The organism is Paraburkholderia lebeckiae (assembly GCF_050436225.1).
GTDB classification, from domain to species: Bacteria; Pseudomonadota; Gammaproteobacteria; order Burkholderiales; family Burkholderiaceae; genus Paraburkholderia; species Paraburkholderia tuberum.
The window spans coordinates 3,059,876-3,086,224 of the sequence record NZ_JBNDLU010000002.1 but is presented as its reverse complement, the minus strand read 5'-3'; the positions used below and the strand labels follow the sequence as shown (position 1 = coordinate 3,086,224).

Genomic DNA, 26,349 nt, shown 5'->3' with positions numbered 1-26,349 from the left:
CGGCCGCCAGGCCGACAAGAGGATCGCATGGGAAAACGAATCGACGGGCACGCGGTACATGCGTTCATCGTCCTGACTGCCAGCTGTGTGCTGTTGAGCGGCTGTGGCGTATTCCTGAGACCACAGGAAAAGCGCGCCGACGCGCAATTGCTGCCCACCGTGGGCAATCAGGCGCACGGCCTCGTGACGTTTATCGAGCGCTCGGACGGCGTCCAGGTCACCTACAATCTCACGGGCTTGCCGCCCAACAGCGACCACGCGCTGCAGGTGCACGAGCGCGGCGACTGCAACGCCGCCGACGGCTCCAGCGCCGGTCCGGTGTTTTCGCCGGCAGCCGAACGGCTCAAGGCCGGCGCGCGCGTCGAGGGCGATCTCGGCAACATCCATGCGGACGCGAACGGCGTGGCCACCGGCTTCATCGTCGCGCCGGACGTGTCGCTCGACGGCATCCGCTCGGTGCTGCAGCGCGCGGTACTGCTCCACCACGACGCGACCGATCCCTACGCGTACCCTCAGCATGGCGCGGGCGCGGCGATCGCCTGCGGCGTGATTCGCCAGCAGTGAACCGCGAGCGCGCTCTCGCCGCTCGGCCGCCGTTCGGTGACCCGCCCCGCAACGGCGTCGTGCCAGTCGGCGGACCTCCTTCATCGGGCGCGGCTCGCGCCATCGGCGGCAGCGTCTCCGTGATCGCGTAAAATGAGCGGCCTTCGCCGGCTGGGCGCCGAAGCGCCGGGCGGCCGTTTTCATCTACCTTTCGTCACTCCTGATATTCACGTCGAGCAGCTCTCACCTATGACCATCAAATCTGACAAGTGGATCCGGCGCATGGCCGAGTCGCACAAGATGATCGAGCCGTTTGCGCCCGATCAGGTTCGCGTCTCCGAAGACGGCCGGAAGATTGTCAGCTACGGCACCTCGAGCTACGGCTACGACATCCGCTGCGCCGACGAATTCAAGATCTTCACCAACATCAACTCGACGATCGTCGATCCGAAGAACTTCGACGAGAAGTCGTTTGTCGATTTCAAGGGCGACGTCTGCATCATCCCGCCGAACTCGTTCGCGCTCGCGCGCACGGTCGAATATTTCCGTATTCCGCGCAGCGTGCTGACCGTGTGCCTCGGCAAATCGACATACGCGCGTTGCGGGATCATCGTCAACGTGACGCCGTTCGAGCCGGAATGGGAAGGCCACGTCACGCTCGAATTCTCGAATACGACACCATTGCCTGCGAAAATTTACGCGAACGAAGGCGTCGCCCAGGTGCTGTTTTTCGAAAGCGACGAGATTTGTGAAACGTCGTACGCGGATCGCGGCGGCAAGTATCAAGGTCAGCACGGCGTCACGTTGCCGAAAACGTGACGCCGGCAGCATCTTGACCCACCAGTTATTCGGGTGACCGCTGCGCTTTTTACGTAACGCAGCGGTCGTTTTCTTTTTGGAGAATCGCCCATGAAGTTCCGTTTTCCCGTCGTCATCATCGACGAAGATTTCCGCTCCGAGAACATCTCGGGTTCCGGCATCCGGGCTTTGGCCGAAGCCATCGAGAAAGAAGGCGCGGAAGTGCTCGGGTTGACGAGCTACGGCGATCTGACCTCGTTCGCGCAGCAGTCGAGCCGCGCGTCGTGCTTCATCCTGTCGATCGACGACGACGAACTGCTGCCGTACGTCGATAACGTGGTCGTCGAAGGCGAGACGCCCGAGCTTGCCGCCGCGATCGTCGCGCTGCGCGCGTTCGTGACCGAAGTGCGCCGCCGCAACGCCGATATTCCGATCTTCCTGTACGGCGAAACGCGCACTTCGCGCCATCTGCCGAACGACATCCTGCGCGAGCTGCACGGCTTCATCCATATGTTCGAGGACACGCCGGAGTTCGTCGCGCGCCATATCATCCGCGAGGCGAAGGTGTATCTCGACTCGCTTGCGCCGCCGTTCTTCAAGGAACTGGTGCAGTACGCGGAAGAAGGTTCGTACTCGTGGCACTGCCCGGGTCACTCGGGCGGCGTCGCGTTCCTGAAGAGCCCGCTCGGCCAGATGTTCCACCAGTTCTTCGGCGAGAACATGCTGCGCGCCGACGTCTGCAACGCGGTCGACGAACTGGGCCAGCTGCTCGACCATACCGGTCCGGTCGCGGCCTCGGAGCGCAACGCCGCGCGGATCTTCAGCGCCGACCACGTGTTCTTCGTGACCAACGGCACCTCCACCTCGAACAAGATCGTCTGGCACGGCACGGTGGCGCCCGGCGACATCGTGCTGGTCGACCGCAACTGCCACAAGTCGATCCTGCACGCGATCACGATGACTGGCGCGATCCCGGTGTTTCTGACGCCGACCCGCAACAACTTCGGCATCATCGGCCCGATTCCGCGCAGCGAGTTCGAACCGGAGAACATCCGCAAGAAGATCGAGGCGAACCCGTTCGCGCGCGAAGCGCTCGCGAAGAACCCGAACCTGAAGCCGCGCATTCTGACGATCACGCAAAGCACCTACGACGGCGTGATCTACAACGTCGAGATGATCAAGGAGATGTTGGGCGAATGGCTCGACACGCTGCACTTCGACGAAGCGTGGCTGCCGCACGCCGAATTCCACGAGTTCTATCAGGACATGCACGCTATCGGCGCGGGCCGTCCGCGCATCGGCGCGATGGTGTACGCGACGCACTCCACGCACAAGCTGCTCGCCGGCATCTCGCAGGCGTCGCAGATCGTCGTGCAGGATTCGAAGAACAGCCGCTTCGACAAGCATCGCTTCAACGAGGCGTATCTGATGCATACGTCGACGAGCCCGCAGTACGCGATCATCGCGTCGTGCGACGTGGCCGCGGCGATGATGGAAGCGCCGGGCGGCACCGCGCTCGTCGAGGAGTCGATCGCTGAAGCGCTCGACTTCCGCCGCGCGATGACCAAGGTCGACACCGAATACGGCGACGACTGGTTCTTCAAGGTGTGGGGCCCGGACCAGTTCGCCGAGGAAGGCATCGGCTCGCGCGACGACTGGATGCTGCGCCCCAACGACGCGTGGCACGGCTTCGGCCCGCTCGCCGAAGGCTTCAACATGCTCGATCCGATCAAGGCGACGATCGTCACGCCGGGTCTCGACATGGACGGCGGCTTCGGCGAAACCGGCATTCCGGCCGCGATCGTCACGAAGTACCTGGCCGAGCACGGCATCATCGTCGAGAAGACGGGCCTGTACTCGTTCTTCATCATGTTCACGATCGGCATCACGAAGGGCCGCTGGAACTCGATGGTGACCGAGCTGCAGCAGTTCAAGGACGACTACGACAACAACCAGCCGCTGTGGCGTGTGCTGCCCGAGTTCGTGCAGCATCATCCGATGTACGAGCGTGTCGGCCTGCGCGACCTGTGCCAGCAGATCCACAGCGTGTATCGCGCGAACGACATCGCGCGTCTGACGACCGAGATGTACCTGTCGAGCATGGAGCCGGCGATGAAGCCGTCCGACGCGTTCGCGAAGCTCGCCCACCGCGAGATCGATCGGGTACCGATCGACGAGCTCGAAGGCCGTGTCACGTCGATCCTGTTGACGCCGTATCCGCCGGGCATTCCGCTGCTGATTCCGGGCGAGCGTTTCAACAGGACCATCGTCAACTATCTGCGTTTCGCGCGCGAGTTCAACGAGCGCTTCCCGGGTTTCCATACGGATATCCACGGGCTCGTCGGCGAAATGGTCAACGGGCGCATCGAATACTTCGTCGATTGCGTGCGCATCTGACGATGGGGTGGGTGACGTTTCTGCCGGGCCTGGCAGCGATCGGCCGCTGGCGGCGCGGGGCCGGCATGCTGGCCTTCGCGCTGGCGGCCGGCACGGTGGTGTTCGGCGGTATCGCGAGTCCGGCGGCGCATGCCGAGGTGGCCGCCGCCGATCCGATCGACGCGTCGATGCGCGCGTGTCTCGCGCGCGCCGACATGTCGACGACGATGGGGCAGGTGCAGTGCATGGACGCTGCGCGCATCGGCTGGAAGGTCGCGGTCGACAACGCGTACCAGCAGTTGCTTGCGAAGCTGCCGCCCGCGCGGCGCAGGCTGTGGGAAAGGAGCCAGTCGAGCTGGCTTGCGTCGCGCGATGCCGAGAAGCAGTTGCTCGCCGCGGTCTTCGCCACGACCCAGGGTTCGATGTACGTGCTTTCCGAAGCCGACATGCAGCTGCAGCCGGTGCGCGACCGCGCGCTCGCGCTGCGCAGCGCGCTCGCCGATGCGAACGGTCCGGCGCCGCGCCGGCCGCGCGCTTGCAATGCCGACGCGCGGTGCGAACACGCGATGTTCGATCTGAAGCGCTACTACCGTGTGCTCGAATCGAAGATGCCGGCGCAATCGCGGCCGACGCTCGTGCACGCGCAACGCGCGTGGAGCGCGTATCTGACGGCGTCGACGCGCCTCGTCGACGAGCACGGGCGTATCGACATCATCGGCGCGCGCGTCGCGACGATCAAACGGCTCTCCGAAACGGCCGGCAACCACTGACGGCCGCCGACCGGCGCCGCCCACCGCGCATTCAATCCCATTGATACCGGTCTTCGCGCGGCTGCGGCAGCGCGAGTGCCGGCTCGCCGCGCAGATCGCGCATCGCATCCTCGATCATCGCCGACATCATGTTGAGCGCGAGATCGTTGTCGTCGGTGCCGAACGGTTCTTCGAGCTGCGACGCGATCGCTTCGTGCGCCATGAACGTGTACGCGACGAACACCGCGAACACCGGCGTGAAAATGCCGATGCTATTGACGAGTCCGAATGGCAACGACGCGCAGAAGAAGTACACGGTGCGGTGGATCATCACCGAATACGCGAACGGCAGTGGCGTCGACGCGATGCGCTCGCACCCGCCGATCACATCCGACAGTCCGCTCAGATTGCGGTCGAACGCGAGCACCGCCATCGGATCGAGCGCCCCCGCGCGTGCCGAGCGCTGCACCCATTCGCCGAGGCACAGCAACAGCGCGGCTGGCTTGTAGCGCGATCGAATTACACGTTCAAACAGTGCGCGGGGCAGCCGCGCGGCAAGGTCGTCGCGCGGTTCGGTCTTGCGCAACTGATGACGCAGCGCATGCGGGAGCGCGCTCAGTATCGCCAGAAACGCGGCGGCTTCTTCTTTGGGCAACTCGCGCGACGGCAGCGTCAGCGCCTGGCGCGTCAGCGAGCGCGACTCATTGAGCAACTGCCCCCACAGCTTGCGCGCCTCCCACCAGCGGTCGTAGCTCGCATTGTTGCGAAAGCCGAGAAACACCGCGAGCGCAATGCCGACCAGCGAGAACGGCGCGATCGAGCTCAGGTTCAGGCTGACGGGCAGCAGATGATCGTGTGCGGCGAGCGCAATGATCGAGATGAAGAAGATCAGCAGGAGCCGCGGCAGCAACTGCGGCAGCACCGAGCCGCGCCATGCGAGCAGCATGCGAAACCAGTGGAGATGCGGGCGGATGATCATGGCAAAGCGGTTCGGCCAGGAGATAGAGCGCCTATTATCGGTCGCTTTTCGCGTCCCCAAACAGGAAAACCCGCGGCGGGCGCATCGAAGACGATGCACACGCCGCGGGTTCGTTCACCGCAAGCGGATCGGGACAGCCGTGAGCGGAGGCTCAGTCGCGCGCCGACGAAGCAGCGCCGTGGCTGAGCCAGTCGAGCACGGCCGTCGCGTCGTCGTCGGCGCCTTCGCGCGCTTTCTCGACCGTCTCGGCGACGTCGTCGCTCGGCATCGCGCGCCGAATCGCCACACCGACAGCGAGAATGTCGATCATCACGAGGTGCAGGATGCGCGAGATCATCGACAGTTGCGACTCGCGAATCTCGATGTGATCGGTTTCCAGCGCGACCGTCGCACGCTTCGCGAGCGGTGTGTTGCTCGACGTGATCGCGATCACCTGCGCGCCGGCCTGCATCGCGACGTCGAGCACGCGCAGCAGCTCGGGCGCGCGCCCCGACTTCGACACCGCGACGATCACGTCGCCCTTGCCGAGCAGCGCGGCCGAGGCCGCCTGCATGTACAGGTCACCGTATGCGATGGTCGGAATGCCGAAGCGGAAGAACTTGTAGTGCGCGTCCTGCGCGACGATGTTCGAATTGCCGAGTCCGTAGAACTCGATGCGCCGCGCGCCGTTCAGCAGGTCGATGGCGCGTTCCACGTGCTCGAAGTTCAGATGCTCGCGCAATTGCAGAATCGCGGACACGGTGTTGTCGAGCACCTTCGCGCCGAAGTCGGTCGCGGTGTCGCCGAGATGCACCTGGCTGTGGCTGACCGGAATCGTGCCGGTCAAACCGGTCGCGAGCTTGAGCTTGAAGTCCGACAGCCCCTGGCAGCCGAGCGAGCGGCAGAAGCGGATCACGGTCGGCTGACTGACGTCGGCCTTGCGCGCGATATCGACGATCGGATCATTGATGATCGAACGCGGGTGGTTCAACGCGAGATCGGCGACGCGGCGCTCGGCCGGCGTCAGCGCGTCGCGCATCTGGCGAATCCGCTCGAACACCGCCGACGAGCTGCCGCCCGCGCGGTTCGACAGCTGCTCCGCCAGAATCGCCGATACGCCGAGGAACGCCGGGTACTCGGCGGTAATCACATAGGTCGGCACGTTCTGCAGATACGCCTCGAAGCGGCCCTTCGCCTCGAAGCGCTGGCGGAACGACGAACGCGCGAAGAACTCGCCGAGGCGTGGCACGACGCCGCCGCCGATATAGATGCCGCCGAGCGCGCCGAGCGTCACCGCGATATTGCCGGCGAAGGTGCCGAGAATGCCGCAGAACACGTCGACCGATTCGGCCGCGAGCGGCTCGCCTTCGAGCGCGCGCTTGACCACATCGGCCGTATTGACGCTGGCCGGCACGCGCTTCTTGTCGCGGCCCGCGAGCGCGCGATAGATCATCTCGATGCCGGGACCCGCGGCCACGCGTTCGAACGACACGTGTGACCACTTCTTGCGCGCGTACTGCAGCACGATATCTTCACGCTCGTCGGCGGGCGCGAAGGTGGCATGGCCGCCTTCGCTGCCGAGCGCGATCCAGCGGTCGTCGGCGGGGATCAGACCCGACACGCCCATGCCCGTGCCGGGGCCGAGCAGGCCGATCACGCTGTTCGGCCGGCGCTGGCCGCCGCCCACCTGCACGCGCTGCGTGTCGGTGAGGCCGGGCAGCGCCATCGCAAGCGCGGTGAAGTCGTTGACGACGAGCAGCGTGTCGAAGCCGAGCGCGCGGCGCGTCGCTTCGATCGAAAAGGTCCAGTCGTGATTGGTCATGCTGACCTGGTCGCCGTCGACCGGGTTCGCAATCGCGATCGCCGCGTGATTGACGCGACCGATCTTCATGTCCTTCAGATACTTCTTGATGACGTCGGCGACACTCGGGTAGTCGGCGCAAGGATAGACCTGCACCGAGCCGATTTCGCCGGGGCCCGTCTCGAGCGCGAAACGCGCATTGGTACCGCCGATGTCGGCCAGGAGCCTCGGTCCATCGGCGTGCTGGACCGCGCCCGGCACAGCCTTAGTTTGCACACCAGTAGACATCGAGTCTCACTCCCTTGTCGTTTGCCAGCTGCGAGATGGCATTTTTTTGTAGCGCGGCGGACGCGGCGTTGAGCACGTCCATCTTGCGCGGCCCTGCGATCAGCAGAAACAGATGCTTCACGTCCTTCAGCGCGGACAGCGACCAGCTCACGCGCGCGTGCGGCGCCGCGCCCGGATGCACGGCGACGAAACGCTCGGTCGTGTTGATCGCGTGATTCCATTCGGGCGCGTCGGCGAAGATCGACGCGGTGTGGCCGTCTTCGCCCATGCCCAGCACCGCGATGTCGGGCGCCGTGGCGAAGCGCGCGTCCGCATTCAGCGCGGCGACGTGCGAATGCAGATCCTGGGTGGTGTCGACGAGCGGCCAGAAGGTCGCGTGTTGCGCCGCGTTCTGCAGCAACGTGGCGCGCGCGAGCTGCGCGTTGCTCGCGCTATCGGTCTCCGGCACCCAGCGGTCGTCGACCAGCGTGATCGCGATGCGGGGCCAGTCGAACGTCTGCGTCGACAACGTTTGCAGGAACGGACGCGGGCTGCTGCCGCCGGACACGGCTAGCATGGCCGGGCGCGCGAGCGGGGTTGACGTGCCGGTGCCGGCCGCCTGTGCGGCAAGCGACGCATGTAACGCGTCGCCCACCGCTTTCGCCAGCGCGTCGGATTGGGCGCGCTGGTCGTCGAAAGCGTGAAGCTCGATCACTTCTCCTCCGTGCTGCTTTCTTGTTAGGTCTGCGGAATCAGCCTGACTGCTCTCGCGCGATGCCTGCAAGGCGGGTGGCCTGCGGACGCATGACGCGATACCGGCGCGACTCCGTTCAGTTCGTCGGTGGTGTTGCCGGCGCCGCGCGCCGAAGTGTTCATTGCGCGCGGCGCCGTCCATCAATTCATCAAACTCAATTCTCTTCCTCGAGCCAGCAGGTGCCGTGCTGGGCGAGCATCGCGCTCGCCGCGGACGGTCCCCACGTGCCCGCCGCGTACGGCTTGGGCGGCTTGGTCGAGGCCTTCCACTCGTTGAGGATCGGCTCGACCCAGCGCCACGCGGCTTCCTGTTCGTCGCGCCGCACGAACAGCGCGAGGCGCCCGTTGATCACGTCGAGCAGCAGCCGCTGATAGGCCTCCATCTGGCCTTCGCGGAAGAACCGGTCGAACGCGAGATCGAGGTATACGCTCGCGAGGTTCATACCCTCGCCGGGCTGCTTCGCGAGACAGTACAGACGAATCGTCTCGTTAGGCTGCAGACGGATCACGAGGCGGTTCGCGCCCGCGCGCAGCGCCGACGCGCCAAGCGCCGAATGCGGCACCGCACGGAAATTCACGACGATCTCGGCGACGCGGTCGGCGAGCCGCTTGCCCGTGCGCAGGAAAAACGGCACGCCGGCCCAGCGCCAATTCTCGATCTCGACCTTCAGCGCGACGAAGGTCTCGGTCGAGCTATCGGGCTTCACGCCGTGCTCGGTCGCGTAGGCCGGGACCGTGTTGCCACGGATCACGCCCGAATGATACTGGCCGCGCACCGCAACCTTGCCGATTTCCTGCGGCTCGATTGGTTTGAGCGCGCGCAGCACGCGCAGCTTTTCGTCGCGCACCGAGTCGGAATCCATCGAGTGGGGCGGCTCCATCGCGACGATCGACAGCAACTGCAACAGGTGGTTCTGCACCATGTCGCGCAGCGCGCCGGTATTGTCGTAGAAATCGCCGCGCGCTTCGACGCCGAGCTCCTCGGCGATCGTGATCTGGATGCTTTCGACCCACTCGCGGCGCCACAGCGGCTCGAACAGCGCATTGCCGAAGCGCAGCGCGAGCAGGTTTTGCACCGGCTCCTTGCCGAGGTAATGGTCGATCCGGTAGATCTGTTCTTCCGCGAAGATTTCGCCGACCGCATCATTAATTGCGTTCGACGACTTCAGGTCGTAGCCGAGCGGCTTCTCGAGCACGATGCGCGCGTTCTGGTTCAGGCCCACCGCGGCGAGCGCATGGCAGATCGGCACGAACAGCGACGGACCCGTCGCCAGATAGAACACGCGGATGCCGGGCATCTCCTGGATCGCGTCGCGCAGTTGCGCGAAGTCATCCGGATTGCCGAGATCGATCTTCACGAACTCGATGCGCGCGAGGAAGCTCGTCCACGCGGCTTCGTCGAGGCCGTTCTTCGACACATGCGGCTTGACGTGCCCGTCGACCCACTGCAGATACTCGCCGCGATCCTCGACGTGCCGCGCGACCGCGACGATCTTGCCGCTGTCGGCGAGCATGCCGCCCGCGCGGTGCGCCTCGAACAGCGCGGGCAGGATCTTGCGCATCGACAGATCGCCGGTTCCGCCGAAGAGAACGAAGGTGAAGCTTGTGTCGGTATGCATGAGTCTCCGTCGATGTCCTGAAGGGCCGCCGCGCTGATCGGACACTGCACGCGCAGCGCCCCGGAAGAGCGACCGTAGTCCGATAAAATATTTTTTGACACTGAATTGTAGTTTAACTACAATCCAAATCAAGAGGTAGCGTTAATTCGATGAAAAAAGCGTGCGCTGTACTGACGGAATGCACACTTTTTGCGAATCGGCGGGCGTCCCCGGCACGCTAACGGACAATGGGACAACGCCTTCCGGTACGCGCCAGCAGGGTGCCGGCGGACCTTATGGAAAGCCGGGGAGTCGACGGGCTTGCGGGGTCGTTGCCCGCAGCCGACGTCAGGCTGGCGTCGAGTTGGCGTATGAGGTACCTCGAGTCTGCAGCGCGATGCGGGCAGGCAAAAATCAAAAGAGGAGACAGTCAGTTGCATCCCGAACCACTCACCTCTTGAGCGTCCAGCGGCCGGACATCGGTCCGCCGGCACATGCCTTCGCGCATGCGCCCGACCGTGCTCGATCGCCCAGTGTTTTGCCTGTTTGAACCAACCACAGCACCCTGGCGACATCAGGGGCCATTCGTTTTTTTGTTCAGGTGTCTGGAGGAGATAAGCAATGAAATTTCGCGCGATCATGGGCGCTCTGTGCGCTGCGGGTCTGATGTGTGGCGTGTCGGCCGTGCAGGCCGCCGAGTCGATCGAAGTGCTGCACTGGTGGACTTCGGGCGGCGAATCCAAGGCCGTCGGCGTCCTCAAGGACGACATGACGAAGCAGGGCTACACGTGGAAGGACTTCGCGGTCGCGGGCGGCGCTGGCGCGGCTGCCATGACGGCACTGAAGACGCAGGTGATCTCGGGCAACGCACCGAGCGCCGCGCAAATCAAGGGTCCGCTGATCCAGGAATGGGCTTCGCAGGGCGTGCTGGTGCCGATCGACTCGGTCGCGGGCGACTGGAAGAAGAACCTGCCGCCGCAAATCGACAAGATCATCCAAGCGGACGGCCACTACGTCGCCGCGCCGTTCTCGGTGCACCGCGTGAACTGGCTGTACATCAACAAGGCAGCGTTGGACAAGGCAGGCGGCAAGGTGCCGACCACGTGGCCTGAGTTCTTCGCGGTGGCCGACAAGATGAAGGCCGCGGGCATTCAGCCGATCGCAATGGGCGGCCAGCCGTGGCAAGACCTGACGCTGTGGGAAGACGTCGTGCTGTCGGAAGGCGCGGACTTCTACAAGAAGGCGCTCGTCGACCTCGACGAGAAGACGCTGACCTCGGAAAAGATGGTTCAGGTGTTCGACACGGTCCGCAAGATCCAGGGCTACTTCGACGCGGGCCGTACGGGCCGTGACTGGAACCTCGCCACGGCCATGGTCATCAACGGCAAGGCCGGCATGCAGTTCATGGGCGACTGGGCGAAGGGCGAGTTCACCAACGCTGGCAAGAAGTCGGGCACGGACTACATCTGCGCGGTGGTGCCGAATACCGACAAGGCTTACACGTTCAACGTCGACTCGTTCGTGTTCTTCCAGCAGAAAGGCCAGAAGGCCGCGACGCCGGGCCAGCTCGCGCTCGCGAAGACGATCATGTCGCCGGCGTTCCAGGAGCAGTTCAGCCTGTACAAGGGCTCGATCCCGGTGCGTCTCGGCGTGCCGATGGACAAGTTCGACGACTGCGCGAAGAAGTCGTACGCGGATGAGCAGATTGCGATCAAGGCCGGCGGTTATGTGCCGTCGCTCGCTCACGGCATGGCTCAGCCGGATGCCGCGGCAGGCGCGATCTCCGACGTCGTCACGAAGTTCATGAACTCGCAGGAAGATTCGAAGACCGCGGTTCAGGCTCTCGCGAAGGCAGCGAAGACCAAGTAAGCGTAAGTACGAAGCGTTGCGCCCGGCGGCTTGCATCCGAAGCACCGGGCGCGCCCTTCGGGCCGTGGGGGATCGGACCTCGCTGCTTTCGTTCGCAGCGCAGTCCGGTGCCACGCGGCTCACCCTGGTTTCATGGAGTCACACCCAGGCCGTCGCGGTCCCGCGCCATGCGTGCACGGGCAGCCCGGCGGTACAGTTTCAGCAGGAGTCGAGTAGTGACTGCTTCCATCAGCGGGAACGGGAAAACGGCCACCGTCGCCCGCCGCACGTCGCCCATGGCGGCCCTTGCCGATCGCTATATTCCGAAGCTGGTGCTCGCACCCAGCGTCGTGATCAGCCTGATCTTCGTGTATGGCTTTATCGCAATCACCGGCTATCTGTCGCTGTCTACTTCGCGGCTGATGCCTCGGTGGGAGTTCGCGGGTCTCGACCGCTATCGCGAACTGTTCCAGAACGACGTGTTCTGGACTTCGGCCGCGAACCTCGGCTGGTTCGGCATTCCGTTCATCGGTATCTGCATCGGTCTGGGTCTGTTGCTCGCGATCCTGCTCGATCAGCAGATCCGCAACGAAGGCGCGCTGCGCGCCGTGTTCCTGTATCCGATGGCGCTGTCGTTCATCGTGACCGGCACCGCGTGGCAATGGATTCTGACGCCGAGCATCGGCATCGAGAAGGTGTTTCACGACTGGGGCTGGACGAGCTTCTCATTCAACTGGCTCGGCGACCCGGACAGGGCGATCTTCTGTATCGTGATCGCGGCGGTCTGGCAGTCCACCGGCTTCGTGATGGCGCTGTTCCTCGCCGGTTTGCGCGGCGTCGACAGCGAGATCTTCAAGGCCGCGCAGATGGACGGCGCGAACCTGCCGACCATCTACCGCAAGATCGTGATTCCGAGCATGCGGCCGGTGTTCTTCTCCGTGCTGCTGATCCTTTGTCACATCACCATCAAGACGTTCGACCTGGTCGTCGCGCTGACCGCCGGCGGTCCGGGCACGTCGTCGTCGCTGCCGGCCATCTTCATGTACACGTTTTCGTTCAACCGTGGGCAGCTCGGCGTCGGCGCGGCATCGTCGATCATGATGCTCGCTACCGTGGTGGCCGTGCTCGTGCCGCTGATGTATCTGGAATCGAGGAGCACCCGCAATGCAGCCTAAGATGACGATTAGCCGTGCCGTCATTTACGCGGCCCTGGTTCTGTTCGCCCTGTACTTCCTGTTCCCGCTGTACGTGATGCTGTCGACTTCGTTCAAGGACATCGACCAGCTGCGCACCGGCAACCTGCTGACGCCGCCGACGAGCTGGAGTTTCGCGCCGTGGGTCAAGGCGTGGAGCGGCGCGTGTACGGGGGTGCGCTGCGACGGCATGCAGCCGTTCTTCATGAACTCGGTGCGCATGGTGATTCCGGCGGTGCTGATCTCGTCGATCATCGGCGCGTTCAACGGCTACGTGCTCACGCACTGGCGTTTCCGCGGCGCCGATCCGATCTTCACGATGCTGCTGGTCGGCTGCTTCATTCCGTTCCAGGCGATCCTGCTGCCGATGGCGCGCCTCGAAGGCATCCTCGGCCTGGCGAACACGGTGAGCGGTCTGGTGCTCGTGCACGTGATCTACGGTATCGCGTTCACGACGATGTTCTTCCGCAACTTCTACGTGAGCGTGCCGGCTGAACTCGTGAAGGCCGCGCGTATCGACGGTGCGGGTTTCTTCACGATCTTCACGAAGATCCTGCTGCCGGTGTCGCTGCCGATCTTCATGGTGTGCCTGATCTGGCAATTCACGCAGATCTGGAACGACTTCCTGTTCGGTATCGTGTTCTCCGGCGTCGATTCGATGCCGATCACCGTGGCGCTGAACAACCTCGTCAACACCTCGACCGGCGTGAAGGAATACAACGTGGACATGGCCGGCGCGATCATCGCGGCGATGCCCACGCTGCTCGTCTACATCATCGCCGGACGTTACTTCGTGCGCGGCCTGACCGCGGGCGCGGTGAAGGGCTAAATCACCCTGGAGCGACGGCGTTTCACCGAACGCGTGCCGTCGTCGCCTGACAAGACGTTTTCAAGCAGTACCAGAGACTAGAGGATTCACAGCATGGCAAGCCTTTCCATCCGTGACGTGTACAAGACCTACCCGAACGGGGTGCCGGTTCTGAAGGGTGTCAACATCGACATCGAAGACGGCCAGTTCCTGATTCTGGTCGGCGGCTCGGGCTGCGGTAAGTCGACGCTGCTCAACATGATTGCCGGTCTCGAAACCGTGACCAAGGGCGAGATCCAGATCGACGGCAAGACGGTCAACAACCTGTCGCCGAAAGATCGCGACATCGCGATGGTGTTCCAGTCGTACGCGCTTTATCCGTCGATGACGGTGCGCGACAACATCTCGTTCGGCCTGAACATCCGCAAGGTGCCGAAGCAGGAGCAGACGCAGATTGTCGAGCGTGTGTCGAACACGCTGCAGATCAAGCATCTGCTCGATCGCAAGCCGGGTCAGCTGTCGGGCGGCCAGCGTCAGCGCGTCGCGATGGGTCGCGCGCTCGCGCGCGATCCGGTGATGTTCCTGTTCGACGAGCCGCTGTCGAACCTCGACGCGAAGCTGCGCATCGAGATGCGCTCGGAAATCAAGCTGCTGCATCAACGCCTCGGCACGACGATCGTCTACGTGACGCACGACCAGATCGAAGCGATGACGCTCGGCGACCGCATCGCGGTGATGAAGGACGGCATCGTTCAGCAGTTCGGCGCGCCGCAGGAAATCTACGACTCGCCGTCGAACCTGTTCGTCGCGGGCTTCATCGGCGCACCGCCGATGAACTTCATCGAAGGCAAGCTGGTCGAGCAGGGCTCGGGCGTCGGTATCGAACTCGATACGGGCGTCGCGCGCAAGGTGCTGGTGCTGCCGTTCGATTCGGCGAAGGTGCGCTCGCACGTCGGCAACAACGTGATTCTCGGCCTGCGTCCGGAACGCATCACCGATGCGCGCGGCGCGCACGGCGACGACGCGAAGCTGCAGCCGGTCGAAGTGAAGGTCGACGTGATCGAGCCGACTGGTCCGGACACGCTGGTGTTCGCGCAGATCAACGGCAAGCGCGCGGTGAGCCGCGTGCACCCGGCGTCGAACCCGCAACCGGAGAAGAATACGACGCTGCTGTTCGATACGTCGAAGGCGGTGTTGTTCGATCCGGCGAATGAAGAGCGGATTGCGTAAGTCGTCGCGTAAGCGCTGAATTCGTCGCTACGGAAAAGCCCGATGCGTTGAATTGCGCATGGGGCTTTTGTTCTTTTGCAGCCGTTACGCCGCCTCGGGCAAACGCAAGTCCGGATTGTTGCGCGCGAGCTCGCTGGCCCAGTCGATAAACGCGCGTAGCCGCGAACTCAGATTGCGGCGATGCGCATACAGAATCGACAGCGGTGTACCGGGGCTCGTGTAGTTGCCGAGAATCTCCGTGAGCGCGCCTTGCTCGATCAGCTCGGCGACCATGAAGCGCGACGGCTGGATGATGCCGTGGCCCAACACAGCCGCCGTGATGTACACCGAGCCGTCGTTGACGGCGAGCGTGCTATCCATCGCGACGCGCTCGATTTCGCCGTCCACTTCGTATTCGAACGGGAAGGTCCTGCCGCTGCGCGCGGACACGTAGTTGACCGCGCGATGCTCGCCGAGCTCCGCCAGTGTGGTCGGCGTGCCGAACTTCCGCAGATACGCGGGCGATGCGCACGTGACGATGCGCGCAAGCCCGATGCGCTTCGCAACGAGGCTCGACTCGTCGAGCGTGCCCATGCGGATTACGCAATCGACGCCGTCCTGGATCAGATCGATGTTGCGGTCCGCGAGACCAAGGCGCACGTCGATCGCGGGGTATTGCGCGTAGAAGTCGTCGAGCGCGGGCAGCAGCAGCGAGCGCGCGAGCGTGCCGGAGGTGTCGACGCGGATCGTCCCGGCCGGATTCTCGCGCTTGCTCGACAGCGACGACTCGGCATCGGCGACGTCGGCGAGAATGCGCACGCAGCGCTCGTAGAACGATGCGCCGTCTTCGGTCACGCTGACCTGGCGCGTCGAGCGGTTCAGGAGCCGCACGCCGACGTGTTCCTCGAGCGCCTGGATCGTGCGGCTGACCTTCGCGCGCGGCAGATCGAGCGATTCCGAAACCTTGGTGAAGCTGTTCGCTTCGACCACGCGGGTGAAGATCTCCATCGCTTCGAAACGGTCCATGGTGTGCCTTGTGGGTGGTGAGCCAGAAGAAGGGCGGGGCAGGTTTGCGACACGACAGGAAGTCTACAGCCAGCAAAACAGGTTGTCTGCCGCGCCTGGTTCGCGCGCATCTGCGACCGCCGCTCGTGGCTCAATCCCGCTCCGGCGCGCCCAACGGAAATAGCGGCCGGTAGGGCCGCGCCTCGTCGACCGCGCGTGCGAACGAGGGCCGCGCGAGCAGCCGCTGCCGGTACGCGCGCACGTGCGCGAACGCGGGGTCGATCGGGTGCGTCCAGTCGGCGTAGAACAGGGACGGGGCGGCGCCGCAGTCGGCGAGGCTGAAGCTGTCGCCGGCGGCCCATTCGCGCTCGGCCATGTGACGGTCGAGCCATGCGTACGATGTGTCCAGCAGCGCGCGCGCATCGGCGACGCCACGCCGGTCGCGCTCGGCTTCGGGACGCAGGCTATCGAACACGACCTTTTGCTGTGGAGTCGAAATGTAATTGTCGAAGAAGCGGTCCATCGTGCGCACCTCGAGCGCTGCGCGCGGATCGGCGGGCAACAGCGTGACCGGCCCCGGATAATGCAGGCCCAGATATTCGATGATGATGCTCGCCTCGACCACCGTGCGCCCGCCGTCGACGAGCACCGGGAAGCGCCTGATCGGCCACAGTGCGGCCAATTCGGCCATGACCTTCGGGTCGTCGTGCGCGAGCACGCGCATCTCGAACGGCGTACCGTTTTCGTACAGCGCGGTCAGGGCCTTCTGGCAGTAGGACGAGAACGGATGGGCATAAAGCAGCACGGGCATCGCGATCACCTTTGACGGTTGCACAGCACGACTACGCGGTGACGACGAGAGCCACACCGCGCGACGGCCAGGCTGGCCGTTTACCCCACGACGAACGACGGCTGAAAAAATCGACCTCAGACCTTCGCGCTTGCCCCATGCGGCGGCAACGACCCCGGCTGCAACAGCACGACCACCGCGCCGGCGCCGCCGTCATGCGGGCGCGCCTGACAGAACGCGATCACTTCGGATTTCTGCACGAGCCACGCGCGCACTTTGCCCTTCAGCACCGGCTCCTTGCCGATCGACCCCAAACCCTTGCCGTGAATCACGCGCAGGCATCGCAGGCCGCGCTTGACCGATTCGCGGATGAATTCCGCGAGCGCCTCGCGTGCCTCGTCGCGCCGCATGCCGTGCAGGTCGATCTGCGCCTGCACGATCCAGTCGCCGCGCCGCAGCTTGCGCACTACGTCGCGGCTCACGCCGGGGCGGCAATACGACAGCGTTTCGTCGGTTTCGAGCAGCACTTCGGGGTCGAATTCGTCGGAGATCGCTTCGTGCAGCACCGCTTCCTCGTCGAGCAGCGTCTGCACCGGCAGCGGCGGCGGAGGATTGCGCGTGAGCGTCGCGCGCGGCGGAATCGGCAGCGGCGCGACTTCGCCGATCTCGCGGCGGAACAGATCGGCGTCCGCGGCCGCTTCGCGCTGCGCCGCTCGCGCCGCCGCCTGTTCGCACTCGCGCCGCTCGGCTTCGCCCTTCAACGCTTCACGCAACGCACCGAGTCCGGCGAGCCCCGATGCGCGATCGAGCTTCGGTGCGACGGCGGGCGCAGCCGTTGCGGGCGCGGGACGCGTGGCGGCTTGCGGGCGTTTCGGTTCGTTCGGATGGGGCTGATTCTTCGGCATGGTGGCAATACAGGCGGAAAGGTCGGTCGGTGGTGCTGCCAATGCGCTCGACGCACATTGACAAAGCGGCAAAAACGACAAAGGCCGCCGGCATTTCAGCCGCGGCCTTCGTGAGCCAATGACAGCAGCGCTGCGCCACCGTCATTCTACTGTCGCGCCCGTTTGTCGGGACTTCGTCTCGCCATCCGGCAGCGCGCTGCCGGATCAGCGGTCCGCTTCAGCGCTCATCGCGTGCTCGCCGGCCATCTCATTGATGGTCTCGAGATAGCGCTGCGCGTCGAGCGCGGCCATACAGCCGGTGCCCGCGCTCGTGATCGCCTGGCGATAGATGTGGTCCTGCACGTCGCCCGCGGCGAACACGCCCGGCACGCTGGTCGCGGTCGCGAAACCGTTCAGGCCGCCCTTCGTGATGATGTAGCCGTTCTTCATCTCGAGCTGACCTTCGAAGATGTCCGTGTTCGGCTTGTGGCCGATCGCGACGAACAGGCCCTGCAGCGCGATGTTGGTGGTCTCGCCAGTCTGCGTGTGCTTGATGCGCAGGCCGGTCACGCCGGAGTTGTCGCCGGTTACTTCTTCGAGCACATGGTTCCACTTGATCTCGACGACGCCTTCCTTCTCCTTCGCGAGCAGACGGTCGATCAGGATCGGCTCGGCGCGGAACTTGTCGCGGCGATGGATCACGGTCACCTTCTTCGCGATGCCGGAGAGGTACAGCGCCTCTTCGACGGCCGTATTGCCGCCGCCGATCACGGCGACGTGCTGCTGCTTGTAGAAGAAGCCGTCGCAGGTCGCGCAGGCCGACACGCCCTTGCCCATGAACGCCTCTTCCGACGGCAGGCCGAGATACTGCGCCGATGCGCCCGTCGAGATGATCAGCGAATCGCACGTGTACTCGCCCGAATCGCCGATCAGGCGAATCGGCTTCTCATCTAGCTTCGCCGTGTGGATGTGGTCGAAGATGATCTCGGTATTGAAGCGCTCGGCGTGCTCGAGGAAGCGCGCCATCAGTTCCGGGCCTTGCACGCCGTTGGCGTCGGCGGGCCAGTTTTCGACGTCGGTCGTGGTCATCAGCTGGCCGCCTTGCGCGATGCCGGTGACGAGCACCGGCGCGAGGTTGGCGCGCGCCGCGTAAACCGCCGCCGTGTAGCCGGCGGGACCGGAACCGAGAATCAGAACCTTGGCGTGTTTCGTTGCAGTTGCGGGCATGATCGAATCCTTGTACGGCGCGCGGCTCGCCGCTGCGTAGCCGTGCGTTTTTGAGCTGAAACTGTAGATGGGTATCAGTCGGGCATTATAAAGGGCGGGGCGTGCCGCTGCGCCATCAAGCTTTCTGATCGCCGCGATAGCGTGGCGGCGTGGGCGCTCGGGGCGAGCCCGCGGCGCGATACGACGAATTCAGCGCGCCTCGCGCATGCGTCTGTGGTCAAACAGTCAAGTTACCGTCATTTACAGCCTCGCGCGGGAGACAGCGTTTACAATAGCCCGGATCGAAGTTTCCGGTAGCCGGGATCGGGCCCGAAGCCGTGCGCGGCGAGGCTCGGGCCGCGTTCCCGGCGGCAGTTTCAGCCTGAACCGGCTACCCCAGGCAACAGGATCAATGGCAAAAGCTCCCTATACCGCGAGCGCGCAGGCATTGCCGCACCGCATGTCGCGCCTCTTCACCGAAATCCGCTGGATTCTGCAGGTGGCCCTCGGCGTGTTCCTGCTGATGTCGCTCGTCAGCTACAGCAGGCACGACCCGAGCTGGACCCATGCCGCGCAGGTCGACCATATCTCGAACTGGGCGGGCCGCGTCGGCGCGTGGACTTCCGACATCCTGCTGCTGCTGTTCGGCCTGTCCGCCTACTGGTGGATCGTGCTGCTCGGCCGCCACATCTCCGCGAACTACAGGCGCATCACCCGCAACGAAGAGCCGCAGGACAACGACGCGCCGCGCGGCGTCAGCTGGCTCGCGGACCCGTTCGCGTTCATGCTCGTGCTGCTGTCGTGCAACGGCCTCGAGGCGCTGCGCATGTGGTCGCTGAAGGTTCAGTTGCCGCGCGCGCCGGGCGGCGTGATCGGCGAGGCTGTCGCGCGCGGCATCTCGCATGCGCTCGGCTTCACCGGTGGCACGCTCGCGCTGCTGCTCGGTCTCGGGATCGGGCTGTCGCTGTACTTTCGTTTTTCGTGGTTGTCGGTCGCGGAGAAGGTCGGCGAATCGATCATTTCCGCGGTGACGTTCGCGAAGCTGCGCCGCGAGGCCGGGCTCGATCGCAAGCTCGGCGAAGCGGCCGCCGTGAAGCGCGAAGGCAAGGTCGAGAAGGGCCGCGTGCGCATCGAGGAGCACGAGCCCGTGGTGATCGTGCCGCCGCTCGCCACGCCGGCGAAGTCGGAGCGTGTCGAGAAGGAACGCCAGGTGCCGCTCTTTACCGATCTGCCCGGCGACTCCACGCTGCCGCCCATCTCGCTGCTCGACCCCGCGCCGGCCGCGCAGGAAACCATTTCCGCGGACACGCTCGAATTCACGTCGCGCCTGATCGAGAAGAAGCTGAAGGACTTCGGTGTCGACGTGAGCGTGGTCGCCGCGTATCCGGGGCCCGTCGTCACGCGCTATGAAATCGAGCCGGCCACGGGCGTGAAGGGCAGTCAGATCGTTAATCTCGCGAAGGATCTCGCGCGCTCGCTGTCGCTCGTGTCGATTCGCGTCGTCGAAACGATTCCGGGCAAGAACTACATGGCGTTGGAGCTGCCGAACCAGCGCCGTCAGACCGTGAGCCTGTCCGAAATCCTCGGCTCGGCCGTGTATGCCGATGCCGCGTCGCCGCTCACGATGGGTCTCGGCAAGGACATCGGCGGCAAGCCTGTGTGCGCGGATCTCGCGAAGATGCCGCATTTGCTCGTCGCCGGCACGACTGGTTCGGGCAAGTCTGTGGGTATCAACGCGATGATCCTGTCGCTGCTGTACAAGGCGAGCGCCGAGCAGGTGCGCATGATCCTGATCGATCCGAAGATGCTCGAGATGAGCGTCTACGAAGGCATCCCGCATCTGCTGTGTCCGGTCGTCACCGACATGCGCCAGGCGGGCCACGCGCTGAACTGGGCGGTCGCCGAAATGGAGCGCCGCTACAAGCTGATGAGCAAGGTCGGCGTGCGCAACCTCGGTGGCTACAACAACAAGATCGACGAAGCGGCCAAGCGCGAAGAGAAGCTGCCGAATCCGTTCAGCCTGACGCCGGACGATCCGGAACCGCTGACGCGTTTGCCGAACATCGTGATCGTCATCGACGAACTGGCCGACCTGATGATGGTCGTCGGCAAGAAGGTCGAAGAGCTGATCGCGCGGATCGCGCAGAAGGCGCGCGCGGCCGGCATCCATCTGATTCTCGCTACGCAGCGTCCGTCGGTCGACGTGATCACCGGCCTGATCAAGGCCAACGTGCCGACCCGTATGGCGTTCCAGGTGTCGTCGAAGATCGACTCGCGCACGATTCTCGACCAGCAGGGCGCCGAGTCGCTGCTCGGCATGGGCGACATGCTCTATCTGCCGCCAGGCAGCGGTTTGCCGGTGCGCGTGCACGGCGCGTTCGTGTCGGATGATGAAGTGCATCGCGTCGTCGACAAGCTCAAGGAGCAGGGCGAGCCGAACTATATCGAGGGCATTCTCGAAGGCGGCGTGAGCGGCGAGGGCGACGAAGGCTCGGCGGGAACCGCGTCCACCGAAGGCGAGTCGGACCCGTTGTACGATCAGGCGGTCGACGTCGTGCTGAAGAATCGCCGCGCGTCGATTTCACTCGTGCAGCGGCACCTGCGCATCGGCTACAACCGGGCGGCGCGTCTACTCGAACAGATGGAGAATTCGGGCGTGGTGTCGGCGATGTCGTCGAACGGCAATCGCGAGATCCTGGCGCCGGCGCGCGAGGCGGAATAGCCGCAACGAGCCATTGCGGCCATCGCGAGCGACGCCGCGTGCACCGTCGGGTGCGCCATTTCGGCTCGACGCCGGGCCAGTCGCTCTGGGTGCAGCGAGTGCATCGAGCCGGCGCAGCCCATCACCGAATTCATTCAAGGGAGAAAAACCTATGCAAGCAATCGCGCAGCAGGATGCCCGACAGCGTCGAGCGGGCCGCCTCGGCGAGCGCGTGTCCCGCGGCATGCGCAAGATCGCGCGCGCCGTGGGCAGTGTCGCGATCGGTGCGTCGCTGCTCGTCGCCTCGCACGCGTTCGCGAGCGGCACCGAGCAACTGAAGGCATTCATCGCGCAGGTCCATTCGGCGCGCGGCACCTTCGTGCAGCAGGAAGTGCGCGCGCCGAGCAAGGCGCAGGGCGCGAGCGGCGCGCTGTCCACCGCGAACCCGGCCAGGCCGACCACGTCGAGCGGCACGTTCATGTTCGCGCGGCCCGGCAAGTTCATCTGGCAATACCAGAAGCCCTACTCGCAATTGCTGCAGGCGGACGGCGACAAGCTCTACGTCTACGACAAGGATCTGAACCAGGTGACGGTGCGCCCGCTCGGCAACGCGCTCGGCGCAAGCCCGGCGGCGATCCTGTTCGGCAGCAACGATCTGGACAAGAACTTCTCGCTGCGCGACGCGGGCGTGAAGGCCGGCATCGACTGGCTCGAACTGACGCCGAAGGCGAAGGACACGCAGTTCGAGCGCGTCGGCATCGGCTTCAAGGACGGCAATCTCGAGGCGATGGAATTGCACGACGTGTTCGGTAACGTGACGCTGCTCACGTTCTCGAACATCCAGAAAAATCCGCAACTGCCGCTCGATGCATTCAAGTTCACGGTGCCGAAGGGCGCGGATGTGATCAACGGATAAACCGCGCGGTAGGCGCCGACACGTGGCGCCTTTGCAAACGCCCGCGAAGCCGCGCTTGTCGAGCGCGGCTTTTTATTTCGCGGCGCGTGGATTGCTTGGGGATGCGCGCCCGGCGCCGCGACGAACATGAAATCGTCGTACCGGCAGACGTAATGATTTAGTGCGAGACTGGAAAGACCGGCGTTGCTCATGGGCTGGATTTGACGCGTCCGATCATTTTCCAGGATTGGGTGCGCAATCTCTAACAATTTTTTTGCTGCGACGCAACAAAATAACGCCTAAACTGATCGAAACTGGTTGTCGCTTCAGATGTCTGGAAAGGTGAGGCATGTCATGAGATTGTCTTCTTCACACGATTCACGCTTGTCCCCATCCCTCCATGTGTTTCAGCAGGAGGGCGGGTGGCATTGGGGAATAACGGTTCCGCGCGCGGCCGGAAGTGGTTTCAAGGTCGTTGCATATAGTGAAAAAACCTTTATCGATGAGGCCGAAGCCCATCGGGAAGGCAATCGCGCGCTTGAGCGTTTCGCCGATACGCCGGCGGTTCCGCTTGAACGGCAGTAAGGCAGTCAGGTTATCTAACGTATTCGGCAGCCCGTTATTTGGGTTTTAGAGCGGAAGACGCAACTATTACCGCCGGTGATGATTTAATATGCAACCAATTGCATATTTCTTTGACTCCCGAAAAATCGTAGCGATAATGTCTCGTTTCGAGATATCGCATTATTTTGACTTTCGCGGAATATGAAACCACCCACGCGCTAAGTGTGGAACTGGACGGCATAAACTACGCCGGAGCTTATCGCGTAATGACGGGCACCGTCGTCGTCCATTTCGCGAACGAGAGCAAATTCGCCTCGTATGCGCCGAATCGGCCGGAGACTGTCGCCCGTTGGCTGCTCACGGATCTGTGTCGCAAGGCCGAATCGCGTCGACGCAAAGCGGCGAAAAAATAGCCCGCCGCGCGCACTGTGATTGGCCGTTCGACGGTCACAAAAAAAGACCTGCATATGGATTGCAGGTCTTTTTTATTTTTGTGACAGCTGCGTCTGATGCAACGCGCTCAGGATGACGCGCTCACGCATACGCGGTCTTGCGCGCCGATACGAACGCGTAATAGCATACCGCGCTGATCGCGAGCGACGGCAGCGTCGCGCCGACATTCGGTAGCCATTGATTGATCACCTGGTACGAGGCGATGCCGATCGCCCACGCGACGAACGCGCGCAGGTGCCAGCCGCCCGAGAAGCCGTAGCGGCCGCGCACATCGGCGAGCACCGCGGCGTCGACGCGACGCTTGCGCACGATGAAGTGATCTATCAGCACGACGCCGAACAGCGGCGCGAATACCGAGCCGATCAGCAGCAGGAAGTTCTGGTACTTCGCCATCGGCACGAGCAGCGCGATCAGCGTGCACAGCGCACCGAACGCGGCCGACAGCAACGGCACGCTCGCGCGTGTCCAGAACGTGCCGGTCGACACCGCGGCCGAGTGGATGTCGGCGAACGCATTGTCGATTTCGTCGATCAGAATCAGCAGCAGCGCAAACCCGCCGCCCGCTTGCGCGAGCGCGCCGGTCAGCAATGCATCGCCGCCGCCGGCCGCGAGCCCATAGACCGCGCCGAGCGCATAGAACCAGATGTTCGCGATGCCGTAGCCGTATAGCGTGCCGCGGAACGTCTCGCCGGCGCGGCGGCCGAAGCGCGTGTAGTCGGCGATCAGCGGCAGCCACGACAGCGGCATCGCGACCACGAGGTCGACCGCGCCGCCGAACGACATCTCGCCGGTGCCGGGACGACGCATCAGGTCCGCGAGATTGTGGCGCGCGAGCAGGTTCCACGTAAGCCACGCGGCGCCCGCGAGCAGCAGCCAGATCCCCCACTTGCGCAGAAAGCGCCGCACGAACGACAGCGGGCCGCTGATCGCGAGCAGCGTCGCGAGCACGCCGAAGATCACGGTCCACATGAGCGGCATCGACAGGCCGAACGCCTGTTTCGCGAGCGCATCGGCGGAATCGCGCATCACGATCACCTCGAACGAGCCCCAGCCGACCAGTTGCACCATGTTCAGCACGGCCGGCACCGACGCGCCGCGCACGCCGAGCGTCGGACGCAGCGACGACATCGCCGCGAGCCCGGTGTCGGTGCCGATCACGCCCACGAGCGCGAGCAGCACGACGCCGATCACGCTGCCGAGCACGATCGCGACGAGCGCATGCGGCAGCGACAGCCCCGGCACCAGCAGCGCGCCCGCCTGGGCGACGAGCAGGCCGATGCCGAGCGAGAACCACAGCGCGAACGCGTCGCCGGTGCGAAACGCGCGGCGCGCATCGGGCACCGGCGTGAGCGGCGCGTAGGTGGAGCCGGCGTCGCCGGCGACAGAATCTTGAGCCATCTGATGTTCGTTCCTGTTGGTGGTGCTGTGATTCTTTGCGTTGCCGGCGCCCCGGGTCGACCATCGCCTGGCCGCCGTCACTGTCATAATGCAGGACGTTGCCCGCGTTCGTGCCTGTGTTTCCGGCCGGGCGCGGGCTTTGCGCCTGTCCCGCGAGGCGCTGCTCCGAAGCGGTGCGTGCCCCGGAAAGCCGAGATTATCCCCAAAACGTCATGTTTGAAGAAACCCGTGCCAATGTTCCGCTCGCCGAACGCCTGCGGCCACGCAATATCGACGAAGTGATCGGCCAGTCGCATCTGCTCGGTGCGAACAAGCCGCTCAGGGTCGCGTTCGAATCGGGCGAGGCCCATTCGATGATCCTGTGGGGCCCGCCGGGCGTCGGCAAGACCACGCTCGCGCGGCTGATGGCCGATGCGTTTCACGCGCAGTTCATCGCGTTGTCGGCGGTGCTGTCGGGCGTGAAGGATATCCGCGAGGCGGTCGAAACCGCGCAGATCCATCGCGCGAACGGCCATCAGACGCTGGTGTTCGTCGACGAAGTGCATCGCTTCAACAAGAGCCAGCAAGACGCGTTCTTGCCGCACGTCGAGTCGGGCCTGTTCGTGTTCGTCGGCGCGACGACCGAGAATCCGTCGTTCGAGGTCAATAGCGCATTGCTGTCGCGCGCCGCCGTCTACGTGCTGAAAAGCCTGACCGACGACGAACAGGGCGAGCTGCTCGAGCGCGCGCGGAAGGAACTCGGCGGCCTCACGTTCACCGACGAAGCGCGCGCCGCGCTGATCGGATCCGCCGACGGCGACGGCCGCAAGCTGTTGAACAACCTCGAGATCGTCGCGCGCGCGGCCGCCCGGCAGAAGACCACCGAAATCGACGGCGCGTTATTGGGCAGCGCGCTCGCGGAGAATCTGCGCCGCTTCGACAAGGGCGGCGACGCCTTCTACGACCAGATCAGCGCGCTGCATAAATCCGTGCGCGGCAGCAACCCGGACGGCGCGTTGTACTGGTTCTGCCGCATGCTCGACGGCGGTGCGGACCCGCGCTATCTCGCGCGTCGCATCGTGCGCATGGCGTGGGAAGACATCGGCCTCGCGGACCCGCGCGCCGCGCGCATCACGCTCGACGCCGCCGAAACCTACGAGCGTCTGGGGTCGCCCGAAGGTGAGCTCGCGCTTGCGCAGGCGATCATCTATCTGGCGGTCGCGCCGAAATCGAATGCCGGGTACAACGCGTACAACGAGGCGCGGCGCTTCGTCGGCAAGGACCAGTCGCGCGCGGTGCCGGTGCATCTGCGCAACGCGCCGACGAAGCTGATGAAGGAACTCGGCTACGGCCACGACTACCGCTACGCGCACGACGAACCCGATGCGTACGCGGCCGGCGAAACCTATCTGCCTGACGGCATGCGCGAGCCGCATTGGTACGAGCCGACACCGCGTGGTCTCGAAGGCAAGATCGGCGAGAAGCTCGCGCGCCTTGGCGAGCTCGATGCGCGGTGGCGCGCCGACAACAAGCCGAAGAAGGCTTGAGGCGTTTCGCCTTTGCCGGTGCGTTA

At 64.5% G+C, this 26,349-nt stretch carries 21 protein-coding genes; 12 read left to right on the top strand and 9 right to left on the bottom strand.

The window, feature by feature from the left end; all coding sequences use genetic code 11:
* Nucleotides 1-27: 27 nt before the first annotated feature.
* The 4 genes from OKW45_RS28810 to OKW45_RS28795 all read left to right on the top strand — a co-directional run bounded on the left by OKW45_RS28810 (nucleotide 28) and on the right by OKW45_RS28795 (nucleotide 4,487).
* Nucleotides 28-564 (top strand): superoxide dismutase family protein, encoded by a 537-nt coding sequence (locus OKW45_RS28810; protein ID WP_429472518.1) that lies wholly within the window; start codon nucleotides 28-30, stop codon nucleotides 562-564.
* Between the two features lie 228 nt (nucleotides 565-792).
* A complete protein-coding gene (dcd, locus tag OKW45_RS28805) occupies nucleotides 793-1,362 on the top strand; it encodes a dCTP deaminase (RefSeq protein ID WP_008924193.1) in 570 nt (189 codons plus the stop codon).
* Between the two features lie 90 nt (nucleotides 1,363-1,452).
* Nucleotides 1,453-3,738, top strand: coding sequence for an arginine/lysine/ornithine decarboxylase (locus OKW45_RS28800; RefSeq protein WP_018419715.1), 2,286 nt, complete (start codon nucleotides 1,453-1,455; stop codon nucleotides 3,736-3,738).
* Nucleotides 3,723-4,487 (top strand): lysozyme inhibitor LprI family protein, encoded by a 765-nt coding sequence (locus OKW45_RS28795; protein WP_429472516.1) that lies wholly within the window; start codon nucleotides 3,723-3,725, stop codon nucleotides 4,485-4,487. The genes OKW45_RS28800 and OKW45_RS28795 overlap by 16 nt, the downstream gene beginning before the upstream one ends.
* A 31-nt stretch (nucleotides 4,488-4,518) precedes the next feature.
* Here the strand turns inward: OKW45_RS28795 and OKW45_RS28790 are convergent, their stop codons facing one another.
* The 4 genes from OKW45_RS28790 to zwf all read right to left on the bottom strand — a co-directional run bounded on the left by OKW45_RS28790 (nucleotide 4,519) and on the right by zwf (nucleotide 9,864).
* Nucleotides 4,519-5,445, bottom strand: a complete 927-nt coding sequence (locus tag OKW45_RS28790; protein ID WP_429472514.1) for a bestrophin family protein — start codon at nucleotides 5,443-5,445, stop codon at nucleotides 4,519-4,521.
* A 151-nt stretch (nucleotides 5,446-5,596) separates the two neighbouring features.
* Nucleotides 5,597-7,513 carry a bifunctional transcriptional regulator/glucokinase gene (locus OKW45_RS28785; RefSeq protein WP_184007830.1) on the bottom strand — a complete coding sequence of 639 codons (1,917 nt, stop codon included), beginning with the start codon at nucleotides 7,511-7,513 and terminating at the stop codon, nucleotides 5,597-5,599.
* Nucleotides 7,491-8,207, bottom strand: a complete 717-nt coding sequence (gene pgl / locus OKW45_RS28780) for a 6-phosphogluconolactonase (protein WP_429472511.1) — start codon at nucleotides 8,205-8,207, stop codon at nucleotides 7,491-7,493. Before pgl ends, OKW45_RS28785 begins: the two co-directional genes overlap by 23 nt.
* 193 nt (nucleotides 8,208-8,400) lie before the next feature.
* The gene (gene zwf, locus OKW45_RS28775) at nucleotides 8,401-9,864 is read right to left on the bottom strand and encodes a glucose-6-phosphate dehydrogenase (protein ID WP_429472509.1); all 1,464 of its coding nucleotides are present in this window, start codon (nucleotides 9,862-9,864) and stop codon (nucleotides 8,401-8,403) included.
* A 600-nt stretch (nucleotides 9,865-10,464) separates the two neighbouring features.
* Between zwf and OKW45_RS28770 the strand changes: the two genes are divergently transcribed.
* The 4 genes from OKW45_RS28770 (at nucleotide 10,465) to OKW45_RS28755 (ending at nucleotide 14,922) form a co-directional block, all read left to right on the top strand.
* Nucleotides 10,465-11,712: an ABC transporter substrate-binding protein gene (locus tag OKW45_RS28770; protein WP_184021114.1), complete on the top strand. Its 1,248-nt coding sequence runs from the start codon at nucleotides 10,465-10,467 to the stop codon at nucleotides 11,710-11,712.
* A gap of 215 nt (nucleotides 11,713-11,927) precedes the next feature.
* Complete coding sequence (locus tag OKW45_RS28765; RefSeq protein ID WP_184007835.1) at nucleotides 11,928-12,866, top strand: carbohydrate ABC transporter permease; 939 nt, start codon at nucleotides 11,928-11,930, stop codon at nucleotides 12,864-12,866.
* A complete protein-coding gene (locus OKW45_RS28760; protein WP_429472506.1) occupies nucleotides 12,856-13,713 on the top strand; it encodes a carbohydrate ABC transporter permease in 858 nt (285 codons plus the stop codon). The genes OKW45_RS28765 and OKW45_RS28760 overlap by 11 nt, the downstream gene beginning before the upstream one ends.
* Nucleotides 13,714-13,806: 93 nt before the next feature.
* Complete coding sequence (locus OKW45_RS28755) at nucleotides 13,807-14,922, top strand: ABC transporter ATP-binding protein (RefSeq protein ID WP_429472504.1); 1,116 nt, start codon at nucleotides 13,807-13,809, stop codon at nucleotides 14,920-14,922.
* A gap of 84 nt (nucleotides 14,923-15,006) precedes the next feature.
* Here OKW45_RS28755 and OKW45_RS28750 read toward each other — a convergent pair whose 3' ends face one another.
* The 4 genes from OKW45_RS28750 to trxB all read right to left on the bottom strand — a co-directional run bounded on the left by OKW45_RS28750 (nucleotide 15,007) and on the right by trxB (nucleotide 18,807).
* The gene (locus OKW45_RS28750; protein ID WP_018419726.1) at nucleotides 15,007-15,927 is read right to left on the bottom strand and encodes a LysR family transcriptional regulator; all 921 of its coding nucleotides are present in this window, start codon (nucleotides 15,925-15,927) and stop codon (nucleotides 15,007-15,009) included.
* A gap of 130 nt (nucleotides 15,928-16,057) precedes the next feature.
* Nucleotides 16,058-16,717, bottom strand: coding sequence for a glutathione S-transferase family protein (locus OKW45_RS28745; RefSeq protein ID WP_429472502.1), 660 nt, complete (start codon nucleotides 16,715-16,717; stop codon nucleotides 16,058-16,060).
* Between the two features lie 116 nt (nucleotides 16,718-16,833).
* Nucleotides 16,834-17,601: a Smr/MutS family protein gene (locus tag OKW45_RS28740; protein WP_018419728.1), complete on the bottom strand. Its 768-nt coding sequence runs from the start codon at nucleotides 17,599-17,601 to the stop codon at nucleotides 16,834-16,836.
* A gap of 204 nt (nucleotides 17,602-17,805) precedes the next feature.
* Complete coding sequence (gene trxB / locus OKW45_RS28735; protein ID WP_018419729.1) at nucleotides 17,806-18,807, bottom strand: thioredoxin-disulfide reductase; 1,002 nt, start codon at nucleotides 18,805-18,807, stop codon at nucleotides 17,806-17,808.
* Nucleotides 18,808-19,198: 391 nt separating this feature from the next.
* Between trxB and OKW45_RS28730 the strand changes: the two genes are divergently transcribed.
* The 3 genes from OKW45_RS28730 (at nucleotide 19,199) to OKW45_RS28720 (ending at nucleotide 22,967) form a co-directional block, all read left to right on the top strand.
* Entirely contained in the window at nucleotides 19,199-21,508 is a 2,310-nt protein-coding gene (locus OKW45_RS28730) for a DNA translocase FtsK (RefSeq protein ID WP_429472501.1), read from the top strand.
* Between the two features lie 151 nt (nucleotides 21,509-21,659).
* Entirely contained in the window at nucleotides 21,660-22,403 is a 744-nt protein-coding gene (gene lolA, locus OKW45_RS28725; protein ID WP_018419731.1) for an outer membrane lipoprotein chaperone LolA, read from the top strand.
* Nucleotides 22,404-22,736: 333 nt separating this feature from the next.
* Entirely contained in the window at nucleotides 22,737-22,967 is a 231-nt protein-coding gene (locus OKW45_RS28720; protein ID WP_084754041.1) for a hypothetical protein, read from the top strand.
* A 513-nt stretch (nucleotides 22,968-23,480) separates the two neighbouring features.
* On the opposite strand, the gene cytX is transcribed toward OKW45_RS28720, so the two are convergent.
* The gene (gene cytX / locus OKW45_RS28715; RefSeq protein WP_429472499.1) at nucleotides 23,481-24,797 is read right to left on the bottom strand and encodes a putative hydroxymethylpyrimidine transporter CytX; all 1,317 of its coding nucleotides are present in this window, start codon (nucleotides 24,795-24,797) and stop codon (nucleotides 23,481-23,483) included.
* 212 nt (nucleotides 24,798-25,009) lie between these two features.
* On the opposite strand from cytX, the gene OKW45_RS28710 reads away from it, so the two are divergent.
* Nucleotides 25,010-26,323 carry a replication-associated recombination protein A gene (locus OKW45_RS28710; protein ID WP_429472497.1) on the top strand — a complete coding sequence of 438 codons (1,314 nt, stop codon included), beginning with the start codon at nucleotides 25,010-25,012 and terminating at the stop codon, nucleotides 26,321-26,323.
* The last annotated feature ends 26 nt before the right edge of the window (nucleotides 26,324-26,349 follow it).

Coding starts and splice junctions, on each gene's coding strand:
- OKW45_RS28785 (WP_184007830.1), bottom strand. CDS start 7,513: ATGTCTACTGGTGTGCAAACTAAGGCTGTGCCGGGCGCGGTCCAGCAC.
- OKW45_RS28750 (WP_018419726.1), bottom strand. CDS start 15,927: ATGGACCGTTTCGAAGCGATGGAGATCTTCACCCGCGTGGTCGAAGCG.
- trxB (WP_018419729.1), bottom strand. CDS start 18,807: ATGCCCGCAACTGCAACGAAACACGCCAAGGTTCTGATTCTCGGTTCC.
- OKW45_RS28740 (WP_018419728.1), bottom strand. CDS start 17,601: ATGCCGAAGAATCAGCCCCATCCGAACGAACCGAAACGCCCGCAAGCC.
- OKW45_RS28810 (WP_429472518.1), top strand. CDS start 28: ATGGGAAAACGAATCGACGGGCACGCGGTACATGCGTTCATCGTCCTG.
- cytX (WP_429472499.1), bottom strand. CDS start 24,797: ATGGCTCAAGATTCTGTCGCCGGCGACGCCGGCTCCACCTACGCGCCG.
- OKW45_RS28770 (WP_184021114.1), top strand. CDS start 10,465: ATGAAATTTCGCGCGATCATGGGCGCTCTGTGCGCTGCGGGTCTGATG.
- OKW45_RS28720 (WP_084754041.1), top strand. CDS start 22,737: ATGAGATTGTCTTCTTCACACGATTCACGCTTGTCCCCATCCCTCCAT.
- OKW45_RS28730 (WP_429472501.1), top strand. CDS start 19,199: ATGGCAAAAGCTCCCTATACCGCGAGCGCGCAGGCATTGCCGCACCGC.
- OKW45_RS28790 (WP_429472514.1), bottom strand. CDS start 5,445: ATGATCATCCGCCCGCATCTCCACTGGTTTCGCATGCTGCTCGCATGG.
- OKW45_RS28745 (WP_429472502.1), bottom strand. CDS start 16,717: ATGCCCGTGCTGCTTTATGCCCATCCGTTCTCGTCCTACTGCCAGAAG.
- OKW45_RS28710 (WP_429472497.1), top strand. CDS start 25,010: ATGTTTGAAGAAACCCGTGCCAATGTTCCGCTCGCCGAACGCCTGCGG.
- OKW45_RS28760 (WP_429472506.1), top strand. CDS start 12,856: ATGCAGCCTAAGATGACGATTAGCCGTGCCGTCATTTACGCGGCCCTG.
- OKW45_RS28755 (WP_429472504.1), top strand. CDS start 13,807: ATGGCAAGCCTTTCCATCCGTGACGTGTACAAGACCTACCCGAACGGG.
- lolA (WP_018419731.1), top strand. CDS start 21,660: ATGCAAGCAATCGCGCAGCAGGATGCCCGACAGCGTCGAGCGGGCCGC.
- zwf (WP_429472509.1), bottom strand. CDS start 9,864: ATGCATACCGACACAAGCTTCACCTTCGTTCTCTTCGGCGGAACCGGC.
- OKW45_RS28800 (WP_018419715.1), top strand. CDS start 1,453: ATGAAGTTCCGTTTTCCCGTCGTCATCATCGACGAAGATTTCCGCTCC.
- dcd (WP_008924193.1), top strand. CDS start 793: ATGACCATCAAATCTGACAAGTGGATCCGGCGCATGGCCGAGTCGCAC.